14 protein-coding genes are annotated in these 16545 nt (G+C 52.6%); 3 read left to right on the forward strand and 11 right to left on the reverse strand.

Going from position 1 to position 16545, the window contains the following annotated elements; translation table 11 throughout:
- Positions 1 to 2: 2 nt before the first annotated feature.
- Complete coding sequence (locus RIB87_RS04545) at positions 3 to 956, reverse strand: Gfo/Idh/MocA family protein (RefSeq protein ID WP_350143962.1); 954 nt, start codon at positions 954 to 956, stop codon at positions 3 to 5.
- 260 nt (positions 957 to 1216) lie between these two features.
- Here RIB87_RS04545 and tviB point away from each other — a divergent pair, with 260 nt between their 5' ends.
- Genes tviB through RIB87_RS04560 form a run of 3 tightly spaced genes read left to right on the forward strand, consistent with a single transcriptional unit; the run spans position 1217 to position 4838 of the window.
- Positions 1217 to 2512, forward strand: a complete 1296-nt coding sequence (gene tviB / locus RIB87_RS04550; RefSeq protein ID WP_350143964.1) for a Vi polysaccharide biosynthesis UDP-N-acetylglucosamine C-6 dehydrogenase TviB — start codon at positions 1217 to 1219, stop codon at positions 2510 to 2512.
- A 24-nt stretch (positions 2513 to 2536) separates the two neighbouring features.
- Positions 2537 to 3544 (forward strand): NAD-dependent epimerase, encoded by a 1008-nt coding sequence (locus tag RIB87_RS04555; protein WP_350143966.1) that lies wholly within the window; start codon positions 2537 to 2539, stop codon positions 3542 to 3544.
- Between the two features lie 46 nt (positions 3545 to 3590).
- Positions 3591 to 4838: a glycosyltransferase family protein gene (locus RIB87_RS04560; RefSeq protein WP_350143968.1), complete on the forward strand. Its 1248-nt coding sequence runs from the start codon at positions 3591 to 3593 to the stop codon at positions 4836 to 4838.
- On the opposite strand, the gene RIB87_RS04565 is transcribed toward RIB87_RS04560, so the two are convergent.
- The 10 genes from RIB87_RS04565 to RIB87_RS04610 form a co-directional block, all read right to left on the reverse strand.
- Positions 4827 to 6386: a glycosyltransferase gene (locus tag RIB87_RS04565; protein ID WP_350143970.1), complete on the reverse strand. Its 1560-nt coding sequence runs from the start codon at positions 6384 to 6386 to the stop codon at positions 4827 to 4829. The two genes, RIB87_RS04560 and RIB87_RS04565, sit on opposite strands and share 12 nt — an antisense overlap.
- Before the next feature lie 47 nt (positions 6387 to 6433).
- Positions 6434 to 7300, reverse strand: coding sequence for a methyltransferase domain-containing protein (locus tag RIB87_RS04570; protein ID WP_350143972.1), 867 nt, complete (start codon positions 7298 to 7300; stop codon positions 6434 to 6436).
- Between the two features lie 244 nt (positions 7301 to 7544).
- Positions 7545 to 8501, reverse strand: a complete 957-nt coding sequence (locus RIB87_RS04575) for an NAD-dependent epimerase/dehydratase family protein (protein WP_350143974.1) — start codon at positions 8499 to 8501, stop codon at positions 7545 to 7547.
- 14 nt (positions 8502 to 8515) lie between these two features.
- Positions 8516 to 9652, reverse strand: a complete 1137-nt coding sequence (locus RIB87_RS04580; protein WP_350143976.1) for a DegT/DnrJ/EryC1/StrS family aminotransferase — start codon at positions 9650 to 9652, stop codon at positions 8516 to 8518.
- Positions 9653 to 9680: 28 nt separating this feature from the next.
- Positions 9681 to 10433, reverse strand: coding sequence for a sulfotransferase family protein (locus tag RIB87_RS04585; protein WP_350143978.1), 753 nt, complete (start codon positions 10431 to 10433; stop codon positions 9681 to 9683).
- A 12-nt stretch (positions 10434 to 10445) separates the two neighbouring features.
- Positions 10446 to 12074 (reverse strand): glycosyltransferase, encoded by a 1629-nt coding sequence (locus tag RIB87_RS04590; protein ID WP_350143980.1) that lies wholly within the window; start codon positions 12072 to 12074, stop codon positions 10446 to 10448.
- Positions 12075 to 12145: 71 nt separating this feature from the next.
- On the reverse strand, positions 12146 to 13630 hold the full coding sequence (locus RIB87_RS04595) for a hypothetical protein (RefSeq protein ID WP_350143982.1): 1485 nt from the start codon (positions 13628 to 13630) through the stop codon (positions 12146 to 12148).
- A gap of 30 nt (positions 13631 to 13660) precedes the next feature.
- Positions 13661 to 14527: an FkbM family methyltransferase gene (locus tag RIB87_RS04600; protein ID WP_350143984.1), complete on the reverse strand. Its 867-nt coding sequence runs from the start codon at positions 14525 to 14527 to the stop codon at positions 13661 to 13663.
- Positions 14524 to 15642: a lipid II:glycine glycyltransferase FemX gene (locus RIB87_RS04605; protein WP_350143986.1), complete on the reverse strand. Its 1119-nt coding sequence runs from the start codon at positions 15640 to 15642 to the stop codon at positions 14524 to 14526. The genes RIB87_RS04600 and RIB87_RS04605 overlap by 4 nt, the downstream gene beginning before the upstream one ends.
- On the reverse strand, positions 15639 to 16478 hold the full coding sequence (locus RIB87_RS04610) for a class I SAM-dependent methyltransferase (protein WP_350143988.1): 840 nt from the start codon (positions 16476 to 16478) through the stop codon (positions 15639 to 15641). The genes RIB87_RS04605 and RIB87_RS04610 overlap by 4 nt, the downstream gene beginning before the upstream one ends.
- Between the last annotated feature and the right edge of the window lie 67 nt (positions 16479 to 16545).

The raw sequence follows: 16545 nt of genomic DNA on the forward strand, positions 1-16545 counted from the left end.
GCTCAATCCTCCTCAACACGGTCACAAAAAGGATGATACTCGCCTTTAAGGCCAACCGGCGTTTCCTGGCGAATACGATAAACCGTATCGATGCAGTCACGCGCTTCATCAAGCCCAAAGCCATTTCCCGCCAGAATGGCCTCATAGCTGGCCGTATGCAGATCGGTGAAGCCATCAGAGAACTCAAGCTCTTCGTCCCCGATCATGATGGAGCGGTATGTTCGCTTGCCTGCGGCGACCGCATGTTCAGGCAGATAGGAATCATTGATCGACAGGAACCAGCGTACGCGGCCGCGTTCAAACTCCAGATACCCCGCCGCGACATCATCCCGGTGAATGTGCACGGACGATGATTTCAACTCGCCAAAAACCCAGCACAGCATGTCATAGAAGTGGACGCCGATATTCGTAGCGATACCGCCCGACTTGTGGACATCACCCTTCCAGCTCACGCCATACCAGTTACCCCGTGAAGTCAGGTAGGTCAGGTCTACGTCAAATACCTTGTCCACAGGCGCACTGTTAACTTTCTCGCGCAGCGCACGCACACTGGGATGCAGCCGGAGTTGAAGAATGTTGAAAATCCGGTTTCCGGTTTCAGCCTCAATTTCCTGAAGCGCATCAATGTTCCATGGGTTGAGCACCAGCGGCTTTTCGCAGATCACGTCAGCACCTGCCCGCAAGCCAAACCGGCAATGCGCATCATGCAGATAGTTGGGCGAGCAAATGCTCACATAGTCAACCGGCGCGCCGCGCCGGCGCAGCTTATCCACATGACGGTCAAACCGCTCAAACTCGGTGAAAAAGTCGGCCTGCGGAAAATGGCTGTCAATAACCCCGACACTGTCGTTGGGATCAAGCGCTGCTACCAAATTGTGGCCCGTTTCACGAATGGCAATCATGTGGCGCGGCGCGATGTAGCCAGCAGCACCGATGAGGGCAAAAGACTTCTGCATTTTAACTAAGCCGCCACGAGTTTGCAGGGATGAAGATTAGTCAGGCCAACGCCGAAATTAAGCGCAAAACCCCGGATTCAATGCCCTGTACTAATTGCAATGCCCTCGAACTTCAATCACTTCTAAGCAGCCCGGCGGCAATGCGAGCCGGACAGGCAGCCATTCTCACAACACTTGCAATTTCTGCAAGCGCCCCTAGAACCTACACAACTTAAATCAAGAGGCTCATCTGGAGCTGGTTCGCTTGGGAGCACACTAACGTGGCAGAGGCACAAAAAGCACCGGAAACAGGGGCTCTCAAAATTGCTGTCATCGGCATCGGCTATGTGGGTCTTCCTGTCGCTGTAGAATTTGGCAAAAAGCAGCCGACCATCGGCTTCGATACTAATGCGACGCGTGTTGACGACCTTTCAAAGGGACATGACGAAACGCTGGAAGTCTCTGCGGAAGAGCTGGCCGGCGCGCCTCACCTCACCTTCAGTTGCAACCCTGAAAGCCTCGAAGATGCGGATGTCTACATAATCACAGTCCCAACGCCCATTGATGCTTTCAAGCGTCCGGACTTGAGCTATCTGGAGCGTGCCAGCGAGACCGTGGGCCGAGCCCTGCGACAAGGGAATATCGTAGTATATGAATCCACTGTTTTCCCAGGTGCCACCGAAGAACACTGCGTTCCTGTCCTGGAGCGTATTTCAGGACTAATATTCAACAGGGACTTTTTTATTGGCTACAGTCCAGAGCGTATCAATCCCGGCGACAAGACACACCGCCTACCTGATATAAAGAAAGTGACATCCGGCTCAACTCCGGAGACTGCGGACACCGTTGATGCACTTTACAAGTCCATTATCCGTGCGGGTACTTTCAAAGCGAGCTCAATTCGTGTGGCCGAGGCTGCAAAAGTGATCGAGAATACTCAGCGGGATGTAAATATTGCTCTCGTCAACGAGCTAGCCATTCTGTTTTCCAAAATGAGTATTGATACTGAAGAAGTGTTGGCCGCCGCTGGCACCAAATGGAACTTCCTGCCCTTTCGCCCAGGCCTTGTCGGCGGGCACTGCATCGGCGTGGACCCCTACTATCTGACCCACAAAGCACAGGAGATGAATCATCACCCCGAGATGATTCTCGCCGGGCGCCGCATCAACGATTCGATGAGCACATATGCTGCTGCTAAAGTGCTGGACGCCATGATGGTTAAAGGCATGCCAATAAAAGGCGCGCGAGTGCTCATACTTGGTCTCGCTTTCAAAGAAAATTGCCCTGATCTTCGCAATACCCGCGTGATCGACATCATCGCTCATCTACATGATCGTAACGTGAATATTGACGTTCATGACCCGTGGGTATCATCTGAAGAGGCACGTGCAGAATATGGACTTGCCCTAACCAGTGCGCCTGAAAATCATACATACGATGCCGTCATCGTTGCCGTTGCTCACAAACAGTTCCAGGAGATGGGTGCGCTCCAGATTAGAGAGTATTTGAAACCTGACGGTGTTCTTGCTGACCTGAAATGGGTATTCAGGTCTGACGAAGCCGATGTTCGTCTTTAGGGCTGCCGGTCTGGGACACCACCAATGCGCATTCTCATAACCGGTGCGGCCGGTTTTATCGGCTTCCACACAGCCCAGGCATTGCTTGCGCGCGGCGACCAAGTCGTTGGTGTGGATAATCTCAACCACTATTATGACGTCAGTCTAAAAAATGCACGCTTGGATATACTGCGCCAAAATCCGAACTTCACCTTCTTCAAAGCAGATATCTCTGACAAAGCAGAGATACACACAGTCTATGAAGCTTCGCCCATTGATCGCGTAATCCACCTGGCCGCACAGGCAGGCGTGCGTTACGCCTTCGAGAATCCAGACGCCTACATTACGTCGAACATCCTTGGATTTCAGAACGTCATCGACTGTGCCAAAGATGTTGGAGTTGGCCATTTCGTATATGCATCCACAAGCTCCGTATATGGCGCAAATACGAACATGCCTTTTTCGGCCTCAAGAAGCGCCGACCACCCTGTTAGCCTGTACGCTGCAACCAAACGGTCCAACGAACTCATTGCGCACACTTACGCGCACCTCTTTGGATTACCCTGTACCGGCCTTAGGTTCTTCACCGTGTATGGCCCTTGGGGGCGTCCCGATATGGCGTTGTTCAGTTTTGTTCGCGACATACTGGCTGACAAGCCCATCGACATATTCAACGAAGGAAAGCACAAACGTGATTTCACATATGTTGATGACATTGTTGATGGCATTGTTCGTGTTACTGATAGGCCTGCCAGCGTGAACCCCGACTGGTCAGGTGATATGCCTGACCCGGCCAGCAGTGCGGCACCTTGGCGTATCTATAATATTGGCAACAACACGCCAGTAGCACTCATGGATTTCGTAAGTTGCATTGAAGATGCTGTGGGCAGGAAAGCAACTAAAAACTTTCTGCCAATGCAACCCGGTGACGTTGCCGAAACCTATGCAGATATTGATCCGGTCTCCAAAGACATGGGTTTCAAACCACAAACGGGCATTCAGGAAGGCATCCGTAAGTTTGTGAGTTGGTATTTGTCCTACTTCAAACACTAGATGCCGGCACACAACCGCCTCACACTTAAAGAGCAGCGCCCATTAAATGGCCAAAAAGAATAAAACATCCAGCGCCGGCATCTTCGGACGAAGAAATCGGTTGTCCCTGCCCGCCTATCTCTTCCTCAGATCAGCCTTTTTTGCAGCAGATTGCTTGTTTCTGGTGCCGCTCGTTTGCCTTGCAGCGGTAAGCCGCGTGTTTAACCGCTCAATAGACGTTGGGCTTGGCCCTGTGCCTTTAATAAACAACGTATATCATAAACGTGCTTTGGAATTGTACGGGTATAGCGCTGAAACATTCGTTGACAGCCTCTGGAGCACGACAAACGAATTTGACTACAAGCGCTTTGTTGAACTGCCGCTGTTAGTACGCGCCTTCACTCCGTACTACCTCATGGCACGCAGCCTGATCTCGTACAAATGTGTGTATGTCTATTTCACAGGTGGCCCACTACGCCTGACCACATTCCTTTGTTACATGGAACCGCTCCTGTTTTGGCTGGCCGGCATCAAGACCGTTGCCATGCCATTCGGGTCAGACGTAAACGTTCTAACCAGAACACCCAACTTATTGTTCAAACACGGCATTGGACAAAACTATCCTGGCCTCAGGCTGGAACGCCGCCGGACAGCGCTGCTCGTCGATACATGGACGGCCGGAGCCGATTGCATCATTGGTGGCTGCGACTGGGTGGATTATCTTTACCACTGGGATCACCTGATGCTGGCTCACTTCTCCATTGATACGCAGAAATGGCCATACACGGGTGTCAGGGACGATATAACCGACCGCAACACGCCCCTCTTACTGCTGCACGCGCCAAATCATCGGGCCCTGAAAGGAACTGATGCGCTGGTACAGGCTGTGGGTGAGCTTCGCGCCGAAGGGGTTAGCATTGAACTGCAAATTCTCGAAGGCGTGCCCAACGACCGGGTACGAGCAACAATTTCCAGTGCGGATGTTATTGTGGACCAACTCATCATCGGCGCATATGCCATGTTTGCACTGGAAGCCATGTCAACAGGCAAGCCTACGGTGTGCCACATGCGCAGGGATCTTGAGGAACTCTTCATAGGCGCAGGTCTTGTGACAGAAGAGGAAATACCGCTCGTCCGCGCAGACATCTTCACAATCAAGGACGTACTGAGGCACATCGAGGAAAATCGTCAGGAACTCGCAGACATCGGCCGCAGGTCAAGGACATTTGTTGAAAAGCATCATTCACTCAAAGCGATCGGCGCTCAATTTGACTCGATCAACAGGCGGATAGGGCTCACGCCCTCAAACGTCTGAGCCGGATTTCATGGCTTTTTCGTAGGCCGTGACCAATCTTTGTGCCACCAAATGCATTGAATGTTCGCGTTGATACCAGGCTCTGCTTTCAGCACCAATCTTACGCAACTCTTCCGGGTTCATCACAATACGCTTCAGGGCTTCAAAGACTTCATTTGGCGTTTTGGTATTCAGAACCGGCGGCATTTCTTCGAAACACCACTTATGCATTTCGACGTTCAGATTCAGCAAGACGGGTTTTCCGCACGCCATCGCCTTTGGGGTCAAACTGCCAAAAGCTCCCAGATAGAACTGGTCGGCAATCGCATCAGACGCGTTAATCCAATGGGCAAAACTTCGGTGCGCCTGGGGTTTGATCCAAATGGTCCTGTGGCTGCAATCAAGTGCCTTCAGAAGAGCTTTTGATTCATCCACCATCTGCCCCCAATCCACCATCACTAGCAGCATACGTGGATCAACTTCCTTCACCATCCGAGCAAACCCCCGGATCAGAATGTCGTTGCCCTTCTCCATGCTCGGGTCACGTTGGGCAGACCAGTGTTGTCGGGCGGGGTGAAAAAGAACAAATGAAGCATCGTGATCACGCTGTAGCCTTCGACGTAAATCTGAGGATGCCTCGCCTGACTCAAGAAACTCCTCATTCACCGGATGCGGCACAAACATATAGGACGACAACCCAAGCTCCTGCGCGGCCTTTTTGTTGTCGGAATTAGTGATAATCGTCGTGTCTGCTTGTTTGTATGCGCCCGCGAGACAAACACCGTCTGAGGTTTCTTCGAACGGTAACTGGCGGATGGTGCCGTGCTCATAAGCAACAAAAGGGCGCACTCCAGACAACCATGCCAATATTGGCGTTGTCGCATAGGCCTGCACAATATCGTATTGATCGAATAGCGGCCTGAGTTTCTCGGCCTGAACCAGAAACCTGATTATCTCGCCAGCCTTAGCCTGCCCTTTGCGCGTTGGAAACATGGCGTCTAGTACTTGCGCCACTCTTGTGGAGGTTATTGCGTTATTGTTGCTTGCATCCCCTAAATAGCCCCCCAGACGAGAAAACCGAAGCTTGTTGAGAACGTGAGAAACAAGACGCTTTAAGCGCTGAAGCAATTCCAGAACGCCACGATTTCGGACAAAGTATGCAGATGCTTTGGGCGTTCTGAGGAACGCCGCGATATTCGCCTTCTTCTTTCGACTGACGGGCCGTTGGTCTGCCGGGCTTTCAGAGTTTAGCGAAAACGCGGCGTCGAGACATGCGTCAAGTGTTCCGCGAAAGAACCACTCCGGCAACTCGAAATCAGAAGTACTCGCACTCCAATCGGGCGCAAAATCATCTCCCCACGGAGCAACGATCTCGGCATCTTCCCATTCTGGGCATCCCATGATGTGATAATAGTCATGGGATAGCACATCGGCATGAATACCGATTTTCCGAAGTGCTTTGGCGTTCAGATATCCATTATTCGCAATATTGCCATAGTGCAGAACACGAAGAGGGCGGTTGTGCGTATCTTCAAATTCCCTGAGCCATGTAGAACCGTCTTTATCCATGACTATTTTCTTGTTGTGCCGGACGCAAAACAGACTTTCTGTAATTACTAAACTGGGCGGTCTGCTACCAAGTGGTGGTTGCGCGACGCAAAGGTTGAGCGCACATCAACAAAGTTCAACTGCCGAAGCCAATTCTCGATTTCTTCAAACCGATGCAGATCATTCACAATTGGGCTGACAGCATCGAAATATCCATGAACGAACTCGGGCGGATAAATACTGCCAAGAAATTTTTCTTTTTCATCAAACGACATGAACTGGGTTTTACGTCGGAGGTCCACGTAATTATTGATTTCGTCAAACTCTGCTTTGTTTACGGGTTCACCATATATCATCAAGAACAACCGTCCGCCGGGCTTGACCATTTCTGCCACATGCCGGACCGCAAGCCGTGTAAACCCCGTGTGATGCGTGACACCATAGGACCAGACGAGATCGAACTCAGGTTTAAATGGAATAGGCTCTAGGATATCTGCCTGTTGGACTGCGACGTCCGGGAAATTCTCAAAATGGCGGGATACAGCAGCAACGCCGCTTGCACTCTGGTCAATAGCCGTCACCTTGGCACCAAGCTTGGCCATAACGTAACTCCAGCGCCCATTACCGCACCCGGCATCAAGAACCTTTTTCCCCTTGAACCAATCGGCGCTGTAGCCTGAATACGTCTCGAGCAGGCCAACCATCTGTTGTTCGAACTCGGCGTCCCCGAGCAAGTGTTTTCCTTCGGTAATCTCTGCCCACTGATATGCAAAACTCTCGCGGGTTTGGCGCATTTCATTGCGGTTCAACCCGGCATGCCCCAACAGCTCTCGGGAGTCTCTGCGCAAGTCGCTAACTTCATCGAGCAGGAATTGAATGGCTGAATCATGCTCACTCAATTCCGCAAGCGTCTTGGCACGTTCCTCAGTTACCACCGGAACAACCAGTCTCCTTAGAGCCCTTCGCGCCAAATTCTTCAGACCCGGCATTCCTACCCCCAATTAAAACCTATCATCGGTTCATGTCCACGATGTTGGCAAAGTCACTATCGCAGATAATCGCCCGCGACAACCAAGTAAATATTCTTCAGTTCATTTATCAGAAGACGCCACGAAAAGCCGTGCACACTCGGGTAATTACTCTTCACGCCAAGCCGGGTTCAAAAGATAAACACCTCTTTCAGCCCGCCACAGTGAAATCCACCATACGTTTTATACCAGCCAAAATACCTGTTGCGGGCGGTGTCAGCAGGCGGCACATATGGGAGACATCAGCAGCGCAATGCTGCGGGATAGCCTGAACTGCATCGAATTGAACTTTTCGGCCAACCGCAGAACCGATTGCCTCGCCCAGTTGCCTGAAAGTAACCACTTCAGGCCCGGCGACATTCACAATCGTACTTGCTTCCAGTCGGGATGCCGCAATAACCGCCTCAGCAGCGTCTTCTACAAATATTGGATTAAGGCGGAAACCATCTTGGCCCTGAAGTTTTAGTGCACGCTCTTTTCTAACACTGTCAATCAGGCGCGGAACCAGCATGGATGCGTTCTGACGTGGACCATAAATGAAAAAGAAACGCAGGATGATTATTGTCATCTTTGACGCGTAGGCAGAACACAACAGTTCAGAAGCACGTTTTGTAGCGGCATAATGGCCTTGCTGCCATGGATCAGCCAGCGGCGACTTTTCTGTCAGAAGATGGTCGCTTGGGTGGTACACGCTACCCGAAGAAGCAAATATGAAGCGCTTGGCCCCCTTCTTCATTGCCGCATCCAGGAGCTTGTGCGTGGCGTGTGTATTGACGCCGAAAACATCCGAAGCTCCGGCGGGAAAGTCTTTGTACTGATGAGATTGAGCCAGATGGATGACCGTATCACACTCAGGAAGCAAGTCGTGAACCTCTTCACCTACAAGGTCAAGCGGCACACCGCGCAAAAGTGACTGAGTATCCGTCACGCCAAAGCAATCATCAAAGACCTCCACATTAGCAGGCACGTGGCGATAGGACGCCACCACCCGATTTGTGGCACTTAGCCGCCGGGCAACAGCCTCGCCCAGCAAACCACTACCCCCTGTAACAAATGCTGCGACAGACAATGCCTCACCCCGGTTTTTTGTTTTTGGTGCATTATCCATACACCGCAGGAGACTTACGACACTTCCATAGCCGTTTGGAGTTTCTCGGCGATATAACGCTGATCACTCTCTGTCATGCCTGGAAATATTGGTAGAGTGATTGTCGTGTCCTGTGCTTCAGCTGCACGAGGAAAATCACCCGGTTGCAAATTGTACTTCCCGCTGTAGTACTCAAGCATATGGACCGCATGCGTGCCGGGTCGTGTTTGAATATCTGCGGCTTTCAGAAAACTCATAATCGCATTGCGCCGATTACGTCCGCCTTCATCAATGCGCACAACGTAAGACTGGTAGCTGTGCCCGCTCACATCCCCGCCAAGGGGAAGACACAGGCCCGAAGTGCCCGCAAGCAACTGGTTGTATTGCTCCGCGCACTTTCGTCTTTCGGTAAGAAGCGCATCGAGCTTCTTCATTTGCACAACGCCGACGGCAGCCTGTATATCGCTCAAACGCAGGTTGAAACCCAGTTCGCCAAACTCATTCATTCCCCATGGCTCAGCCTCACTTGGCCCTGCCGTCGTTCCGTGATTGCGGAAACTGCCAACCCGGCCCGCAAGCAATTCGGAGTTCGTTGTCACCATGCCACCTTCGCCGGTGGTGATAACTTTCCTTGGATGGAAAGAAAAACAACCCAGATCACCAATACCACCAACAGGACGCCCGTTGTAGGTAGTACCAATCGCGCATGCGGCGTCTTCAATAATCGCGAGATTGTGCTGTTTGGCGATGTCCTGCAATTCAGACATGGGGGCCGCCAACCCAAACAGATGCACTGCAATTATGGCTTTGGTTCGAGGCGTAATTGCAGCCCGTACAGCTTCGGGATCGAGATTGAACGTTTCCAGATCAATATCGACGAAAACCGCACGCGCACCCACATACTCAGCGGCGTTTGCAGATGTAATCCAAGTGAATGCCGGAACAATGACTTCATCGCCCGAACCAAGGCCGAGTGCCAGCGTTGCAAGATGCAACCCGGCTGTGCAGGACGTTGTTGCAAGCGCATGAGCAACGTCATGCCGCCTGGCGACCGCCGTTTCGAACTCCAAGGTTCTTGGCCCTTGCGTCACCCATCCGGAGTCCAGACATGCGCGCACTTCAGCCACTTCCTCTTCGCTAAAAGAAGGGCGTGTAATAGGGTAGTCGGTCATAGGGATGAGTGCCTCAGTGCGACGTGGACTAGAGCCAATCAGACAAATCACGTCCAACAAGTTTCTGCAACGCCAAAATATCCTGGCGAAAATATGAGCGCAGATCTTTCTCCAGTCCCGCATCCATGGCAAAGCCTTCCGGCGTTGATTTATTTGCTGAAAATGCCATAGCTGCGCTGAACCCCTGAGCATCAATACCCAAAAATCCACTGAGCTCCAACAGACATGCCTCTATGCTGCGAACATAGTCTTCGAAAAAAAGGACGCAGAACCTATCAATACCGAAGTGGCTGAGCCAACGCTCGAACTGTTCCGCGTAGAGGCTTCGGGCCAGATAGGAATAAGGCTTCGTTTCTGCCATATCTGTACCCGCCAAAGCTGCGGTTCTCTCATTCTCCCGAGCCACGGCTTCATCAAACCGAAGCGTCTCGAGACCCGAATTTACAGAGTGCCAATAGTTGGAATAGGCGCGGTCTACGGGGTCCCTGAGCATTAAGACAAAACGACATTCCGGCAACGATGCAGCTATGCGCCCGGGCACCTGGTTGCCAAAAAAATAGGATGTCGAGGCCTCGCCCACAGCTTTTTGACCAGACCACTGGGAAAAGTATTGCTGTTCGTACCAGCTCAGACCCCTGGCATATGCTTCTGCACGAAGAAAAAAGTGGGGCTCCGGGCGCTTTGATTTTGGCAAATACACATCCGGGTGACTCTGAAGATTTTGATAGAGACTCGTGGTCCCCGTACGTGCCGCACCGATAATCAGGAAGTTCGGCAGCAATGTTCCGTTCCCTTAGACATAGTTCGGAAACTTCGGTGCATTCCGCAGTTGCCGATAGTGATAAAGCATTTCCCGCAGGCCCAAACGTTCATTCAACGGTGCTTCAGAGAAATCAAACTCCAAACCGGCCGCGGCGGCGGCCAGCAGAACACCGTAGGTCTCGCCCCATGCATAAGCCGAGTGATTTTCCTTTATCCACCGGACACCGCGCGCAGACACTGCCACAAGGTGCTCCGGCGAGGCACATAGCTTGGACAGGGCGGCAGTCACATCCTCCGGACAGGAAGCATTTAAGACTGGTGGGGCACCCGTTTTGCACATGGCATCGTACTGATCGGTTTGCAGTTTCATAACAACCGGAACGCCGCAAGCCATCGCCTCTAACGCCGTGGCGCCATAGTAGCCAATGCGGAACTGGTCCAGAACACAGTCGCAACTGCGCAGATAGTTCACCAATGTCCTCTTTCCGGAAACCGGAAGAACATGCACCCTATCGTGCAGACCATCCTTTTTGAACTCAGCCAATAATTCGTCGACATCCTGACCCCACCCCACCAAAAGAAGGCGGGCTTCAGGTGTTTTGGCCGCAAATCGTTTGAAGCCCTCAAAACCTATTTCAGATCGCTTCCACCTTCGGTCCAGCCGCGCAGTAGCCAGGACAAAAAACGACCCGCCGGTGTCGCGCTCCCATTGTTCCCGATAGGTGCGGTCACCAGGACTGTACGCATCCGTATCAATGAGCAGCGGCGCATATACAACGTGATTAAAACCAAATCGTCGCGCTGCGGAATAGGCCCAGGGATTGGTTGCAAGAAGAGCTTTCGACATTTTGTAGGAAAGTCTTTGCAATTTCCCAAAGGTATCGTCTCTGGAGGCTTCAAAAAACAAGTCGCCTCCGGTCTGAGCAGACAGGTACGGGCGGCCTGACAGATACGCCAGATAGGGTGCTTGTGCCGCAAATAGCGCATCATATTTCTGCAACGCCTCAAGGGTCGGCAGATAGTTGAAATAACTGGCGAAGCGAAGAACATCCACCTGTCTCGCGAAGCTACTTGCCGGATGAGCGGTCGGCCATTGCCAGGAAGCCGAACGCATCGCAGGAAGCCAAATATCATCTACATCTGTCGAAGAAGAAGCTGTCCTCACAACGTTTGGTGGGTCAGGCAACATGATGCCATGTTCTGCAAGACCTGAAATGCTCCGGACACCATCAGGCAAACGGACATCAGCAAGCTCCCAGCCGGGATCGCTCATGACAAAGTCATCCTGTGGGTGCAACACCACATCAATATGGTAAGCCTGCTCCCGCAGCGCCTGAGCACGGATCATCATATTGTTGGCAAGGTTTCCGACAAATCCGTATGTACGCTCTTGTGTGTCCTGCCCCTCAAGACGCTCAGCCAGTCGGGCTACGAATGCATCTTCAAATTGCCTCGAGCGCCTCAAATTGTCCTGCGTCAACCACGGGTGTTCCCAGGAGGTTGCGTCAAAGCTATGCCAGCTTTCTTTTGGGCTGTAGGAGGCCTTTATCCACCTGATAAGAGCATTTCTACCGCGACGACCACGCAATGCATCCAGAACAAACTCTTCACCAATGAAGGGCAGCCTCGACCAACCAAAATCTGAAAATCGTAACCGCAATTAATGGTCTTTCGCTACACAAACCAAATCAGCCTGTGCGTGTCTCATAAACTGACAAAAATCGTGCGCCGCTAGGGATGGATATCACACATCTGTATCTCACCACTTGAAAAGTGACATAGTCCAAGTTCTTTGACGGCTACAGAGCCGGACAATTTGAACCCGCCTTCGTCAAAAATAAGCCGGGCAGCCCAATAACCCTCCAGCCACCGCAGGTAGCTTGTGACGCCCAGCGGCCGCCAACCTTTTCTGGCTCCGATTGCCACAATAGCCCGATGCACCGCCTCCCCATCCGCAACGTTTTGAGGATGAAAATTGAACACCAATACCCCCGGCCCCACCTTCTCAATTTGTCGCACAAAGCGTCGGATCAGCCTGATCTGCTGTCGCTCGGACAATTCCTGGTAAAATTTCATACTGTCACTGAAAGTGGAAAAAAGAGAGAACCGTTCTGCCCAGCCAGTGCCGTCTGGCGCGACGGAAAAGGGAAGGAAAGAGCCCGTCGGGCAAGTTCCATCCAGCCCTCGAATGTTCAGGTCAAACTTGAGACCGTTTTCATCCCAGGCAGATATATGCCCCCAGTACCCTCGATTGAGGTGCCCGTGATTTCGGATTGACCTGACGTCCCTGTCCCCAAGAAGCACTTTCACCGCAGTGAACTGTTCCGCACACGCCTTATCATAATCACCCGGGCGCTCCAGTGAATCCACGTGTAGTCCAAACTCGGTGTTTGGCGACAGTTCCTGAATGGTCTCAGGCGTGTGATTTGTAGAGTCCATCATGAAATATGAAATCGGAAACCCATTCAGCACCTTTTGCTGGTGGCGATATTTGGCCAATTCTGCCTGATCGTCATCACCGGTGAGCAAAACTGCCCCCTTTGCACCGCCTGGTAGCGGATGCAGTGCGGGGATATTTGCCATACGCGACAAGGTCTCCGTTAGCCAGCTTCCCAGCATATCGACCCACGGTGCCGCCTCATGCCCCGACACGACATGGTTGGCATAAAGATAGGCAGGTTGTTCGTGTCCCGCAGCACTCCACAGGTTTTTCTGGCCTGAAAAACCTGCCCGCGCGGGGTCGCCATGCGTGTACCTGGCAAACTGGGAGACGGGATCAAAGCCACAGATCAACCGACGCTGATTTCCCCGCAGCAACCAGCCAACCACAATGTCACCGCTTTGCGTCACGATGACAGGGTCAAGATGCTGATTGGGCCTGAAGCTTACAAATGGCAAAAGAGCGTGAAATGCCGGAGGCCGCCGAAACCATTTTTTCCCGGACCAGTAGAGCAGTTGATGCCCCTGCTCAGACTGCGCGTCGAGATTAGCAATCTGCGGTCCATCAACGGACGCGTAAAAAACCACATCAGCCCGATCAACGGCCGCCGAAGCAGCCAAATCGGTATTTTCGATACGGAAGGAAGACGGAACAATGCCGCCGCTTTGCGCATCAACCCCAAGATATCCATAAGGCCGCAAGACCCTAGCTAAACCGCGCAACCACGCTTCCGGCGGCAGATCGCTATCAGGCTGTTGTCCGGTTGTTCCCGACATCAATCCAATGCCTCAGATAAAAAGTGTGCACTAATCGGCGATATTATGAGAGGCGAGAACCATGCCCTCATCAGTGACGAATGTCGTCATGCCCTGTGCCGACAAAAATGCCTCGATGGCTTGATGGGTTGGAACGCCGTCCCGACTAACATGGCCACGGGCTCCCACTCGCTTGATCTTAGGTAGCAGGGGTTTGAGTGCCTCAACAACCTCGAGTTCGGTCCCGTTTGTTTCTACAAGCACAAAATCAATAGGGCCCACTTCGGCAGATTCCAGAATGCTGACCGGCGTGTCAGCCTCAACGAGCACTTCTCCGCGATAACGTTCCGCATTGAGATGGTCTTCGACCCCCCACCACTCATAAGTGAGGTTATCTCCCGGGATATCTGCAAGACGGCCTTCTTTTGGCTGCCCCAGAAAGAAGCGCAACTGCCCACCGGACTTTGCCGCAGCTTTGGGGACAACCGTCACATTGCCCGAACCGTCCTGAGGGAACCTGGCAATGAGTTGAGACACATTATCCGGTGCCGGCTCAATCGCTATTACACGCCCACCAGCGCCAACCGCTTTTGAAAACCGCGCAGTCTCTTCGCCGTTGCTGGCGCCTATCTGAACGATCGTATCGCCTGCGGTAACCGGATATCGGTAAAAGAATGTCAGGATGTATTCGAAGAAAACATCTCTGTATTCGGGAACATACGCAAAACGATGCCACCGGGCCCATGGCCGTTGAAACACACACCATTCAAACAAACGCCTTGCCAGTCCGTGCCTGGGAAGATTTCTGTTCAAGAACGAAATTGTGCGCCAGCGCCGCGGCCATGCGGCCACTCTTTTCTTGACCCCGGGTGTGTTTAAAACGCCCGCATCAAGAATAGGCTTGGGCAGTTTAGTCATTCTCCATACCCCTCTTGAAGCCGGGCCAGATGCGCTTCAGCGATCGGAGCATACTTCTCCGGATGCATGAAGAAGCTGCCCTGAATTATGGTCCTGGGTGCGGCTCCGAACTTTCCTTTAAAACGCGTCACGGTCTCGATCGGCCACCCACGCGTGGCGGTCGGAAAAACAGGGCCAAGACGGTAGTGGGAATAACCCGCCTTTTTCCCGTGGAGGATAGCCGCCCATTGGATAGCGTCATTCACGAACACCTTGTGATAATCCGAATGGGACACACCGGCGAAGTAGTACATCTTGCCCTTGAAATGCAGAAGTATCAGTGCAGCGCAATCCGCTTCCCCACACCGGGCAATCAGGACCGACAGATAACGGGGCCCAAAGCGCTCAAAAAGGGTGCTGAAATGATCCCGCGCGGCCAACACTTCCCCCGTTCTCTTTGCAGAGTTCTCGGCCAAAGCATAATACCGATCAACGAGATTGATGTCCTGCGTGGCATCCACGCAGGTAACACCAGCTTTGGCAGAAGACCGTACATTTCGGCGACAAACACTCTTGAGATTTGCCATCAGCCTTTCTTCCGACTGCCTGAGGTCAATGATCTGATCCACAACAGTAGTTGCACCGCCGGGGAAAGGCTGGAAACCCGAAGGTCCGTAGGCAAGGCCAAGCTGAAAACCGTAGTCAGTGACATAGAACGGAACCTCGCGTCGCTCAGCCGACAAGCACTCGTCAGACAAGTTCTGCTCACCAAAATGAATTCTGTCCGCACCATGCAATTCCGAGAGGCGGAGCACTTCAGTCATGACGTCTTGCCAGGCCAACTTCTTCTGCTCGTCGTCCAACTCCGGAGACAAGGCTATTCCGGTTTGCCGATGCAGCGAATTATGTATCAGCGTCTCTGTAAATGCTCCCAGGCCCACTTCGGACAAAAACAGCGGAACGACCGCCACCACTCTGCCGCCGGATGTCAGCGCAAATGAAAAATCCCGCGCGTCGGTAAGGGCCGCCTCATGCGAGACCCAACCATCCACGTGAAAAAGCCATGTTTGCCTTGAAGTCATAACGAGTTCGTCCCACAGACCAGGGGCCAACTCGTCGCGGCGGACAACCTTCATGAGAGAGGCTTGGTCATGACGGCATTAAATCTGAACCCCTTGTAGGGATTGAGATCGTGCACATCCCTGAACTCCAGAGTGCACCCGCGACTCTGGGCAAAGGTTTCAAAATCCTCGCGCTGGAAATTGTAGTTTACAGCTTGTCCTGCATCCTTTGTGGGAGGGCGTTCGCCGGGTCGAAAAATGCGCCTTGCCCATTTGGCAAACTGTGCCAGAGGACCCTGTTTTTTCTCGGGTACAACCGGCACCGGCCCATACTTTTCTTCAAGCTCGGTCGCCACCTTGTATACGTGTTGCTGAAACTCCTGACCTGTTTGTGCATCAGTCACAGAGCCTGCCATGAAACGTCCTCCGGGCCGCACAACCCTGAGCATTTCATCAAGCAGCGGCTCTGCCAGATCAAACCGCGGGAAGTTTGAAAGAACATCATAAGCAAATGCCGCATCGAAGCTTTCATTTTCAAACGGCAGCGCTCCGCCATCAGATTGCTGGAACGTTGCGTTGGCCAGCTTCATTCGCCGCGCCACATCAAGAGGTGGAGACGCAAGGTCCACGCCATCATAAAGGCCCACGTTCAACGCCAAACCACACGCGATGTATCCCGAAGCACACCCGATTTCCAAAACGCGCTTTGTCTGGTCAAGGTCAAGTTGATCAATGAGACTGCCAATCAGATCAGCGTGATAGTCTTCCCTGCCTGCAATCCGGGGGTCCTTGGCACTGATGCGCACATGATCAAGGAGCGTCGGAACGCCGCTGATCTCTTCTGCCCGGTCATAAAAAAAGCGCTCAAGACGGAGCTTCCAAAGCCTGTCTTCTTCTGAAAGCACAGCCATAGCAATTTTGGTCCTTTGTGCAACCACGTTACGCCCACCCCTCCGCACCATACGCCAGCGGCTACCC

Origin of the sequence: Pyruvatibacter sp. (assembly GCF_040219635.1) — a bacterium.
Lineage (GTDB): Bacteria > Pseudomonadota > Alphaproteobacteria > CGMCC-115125 > CGMCC-115125 > Pyruvatibacter.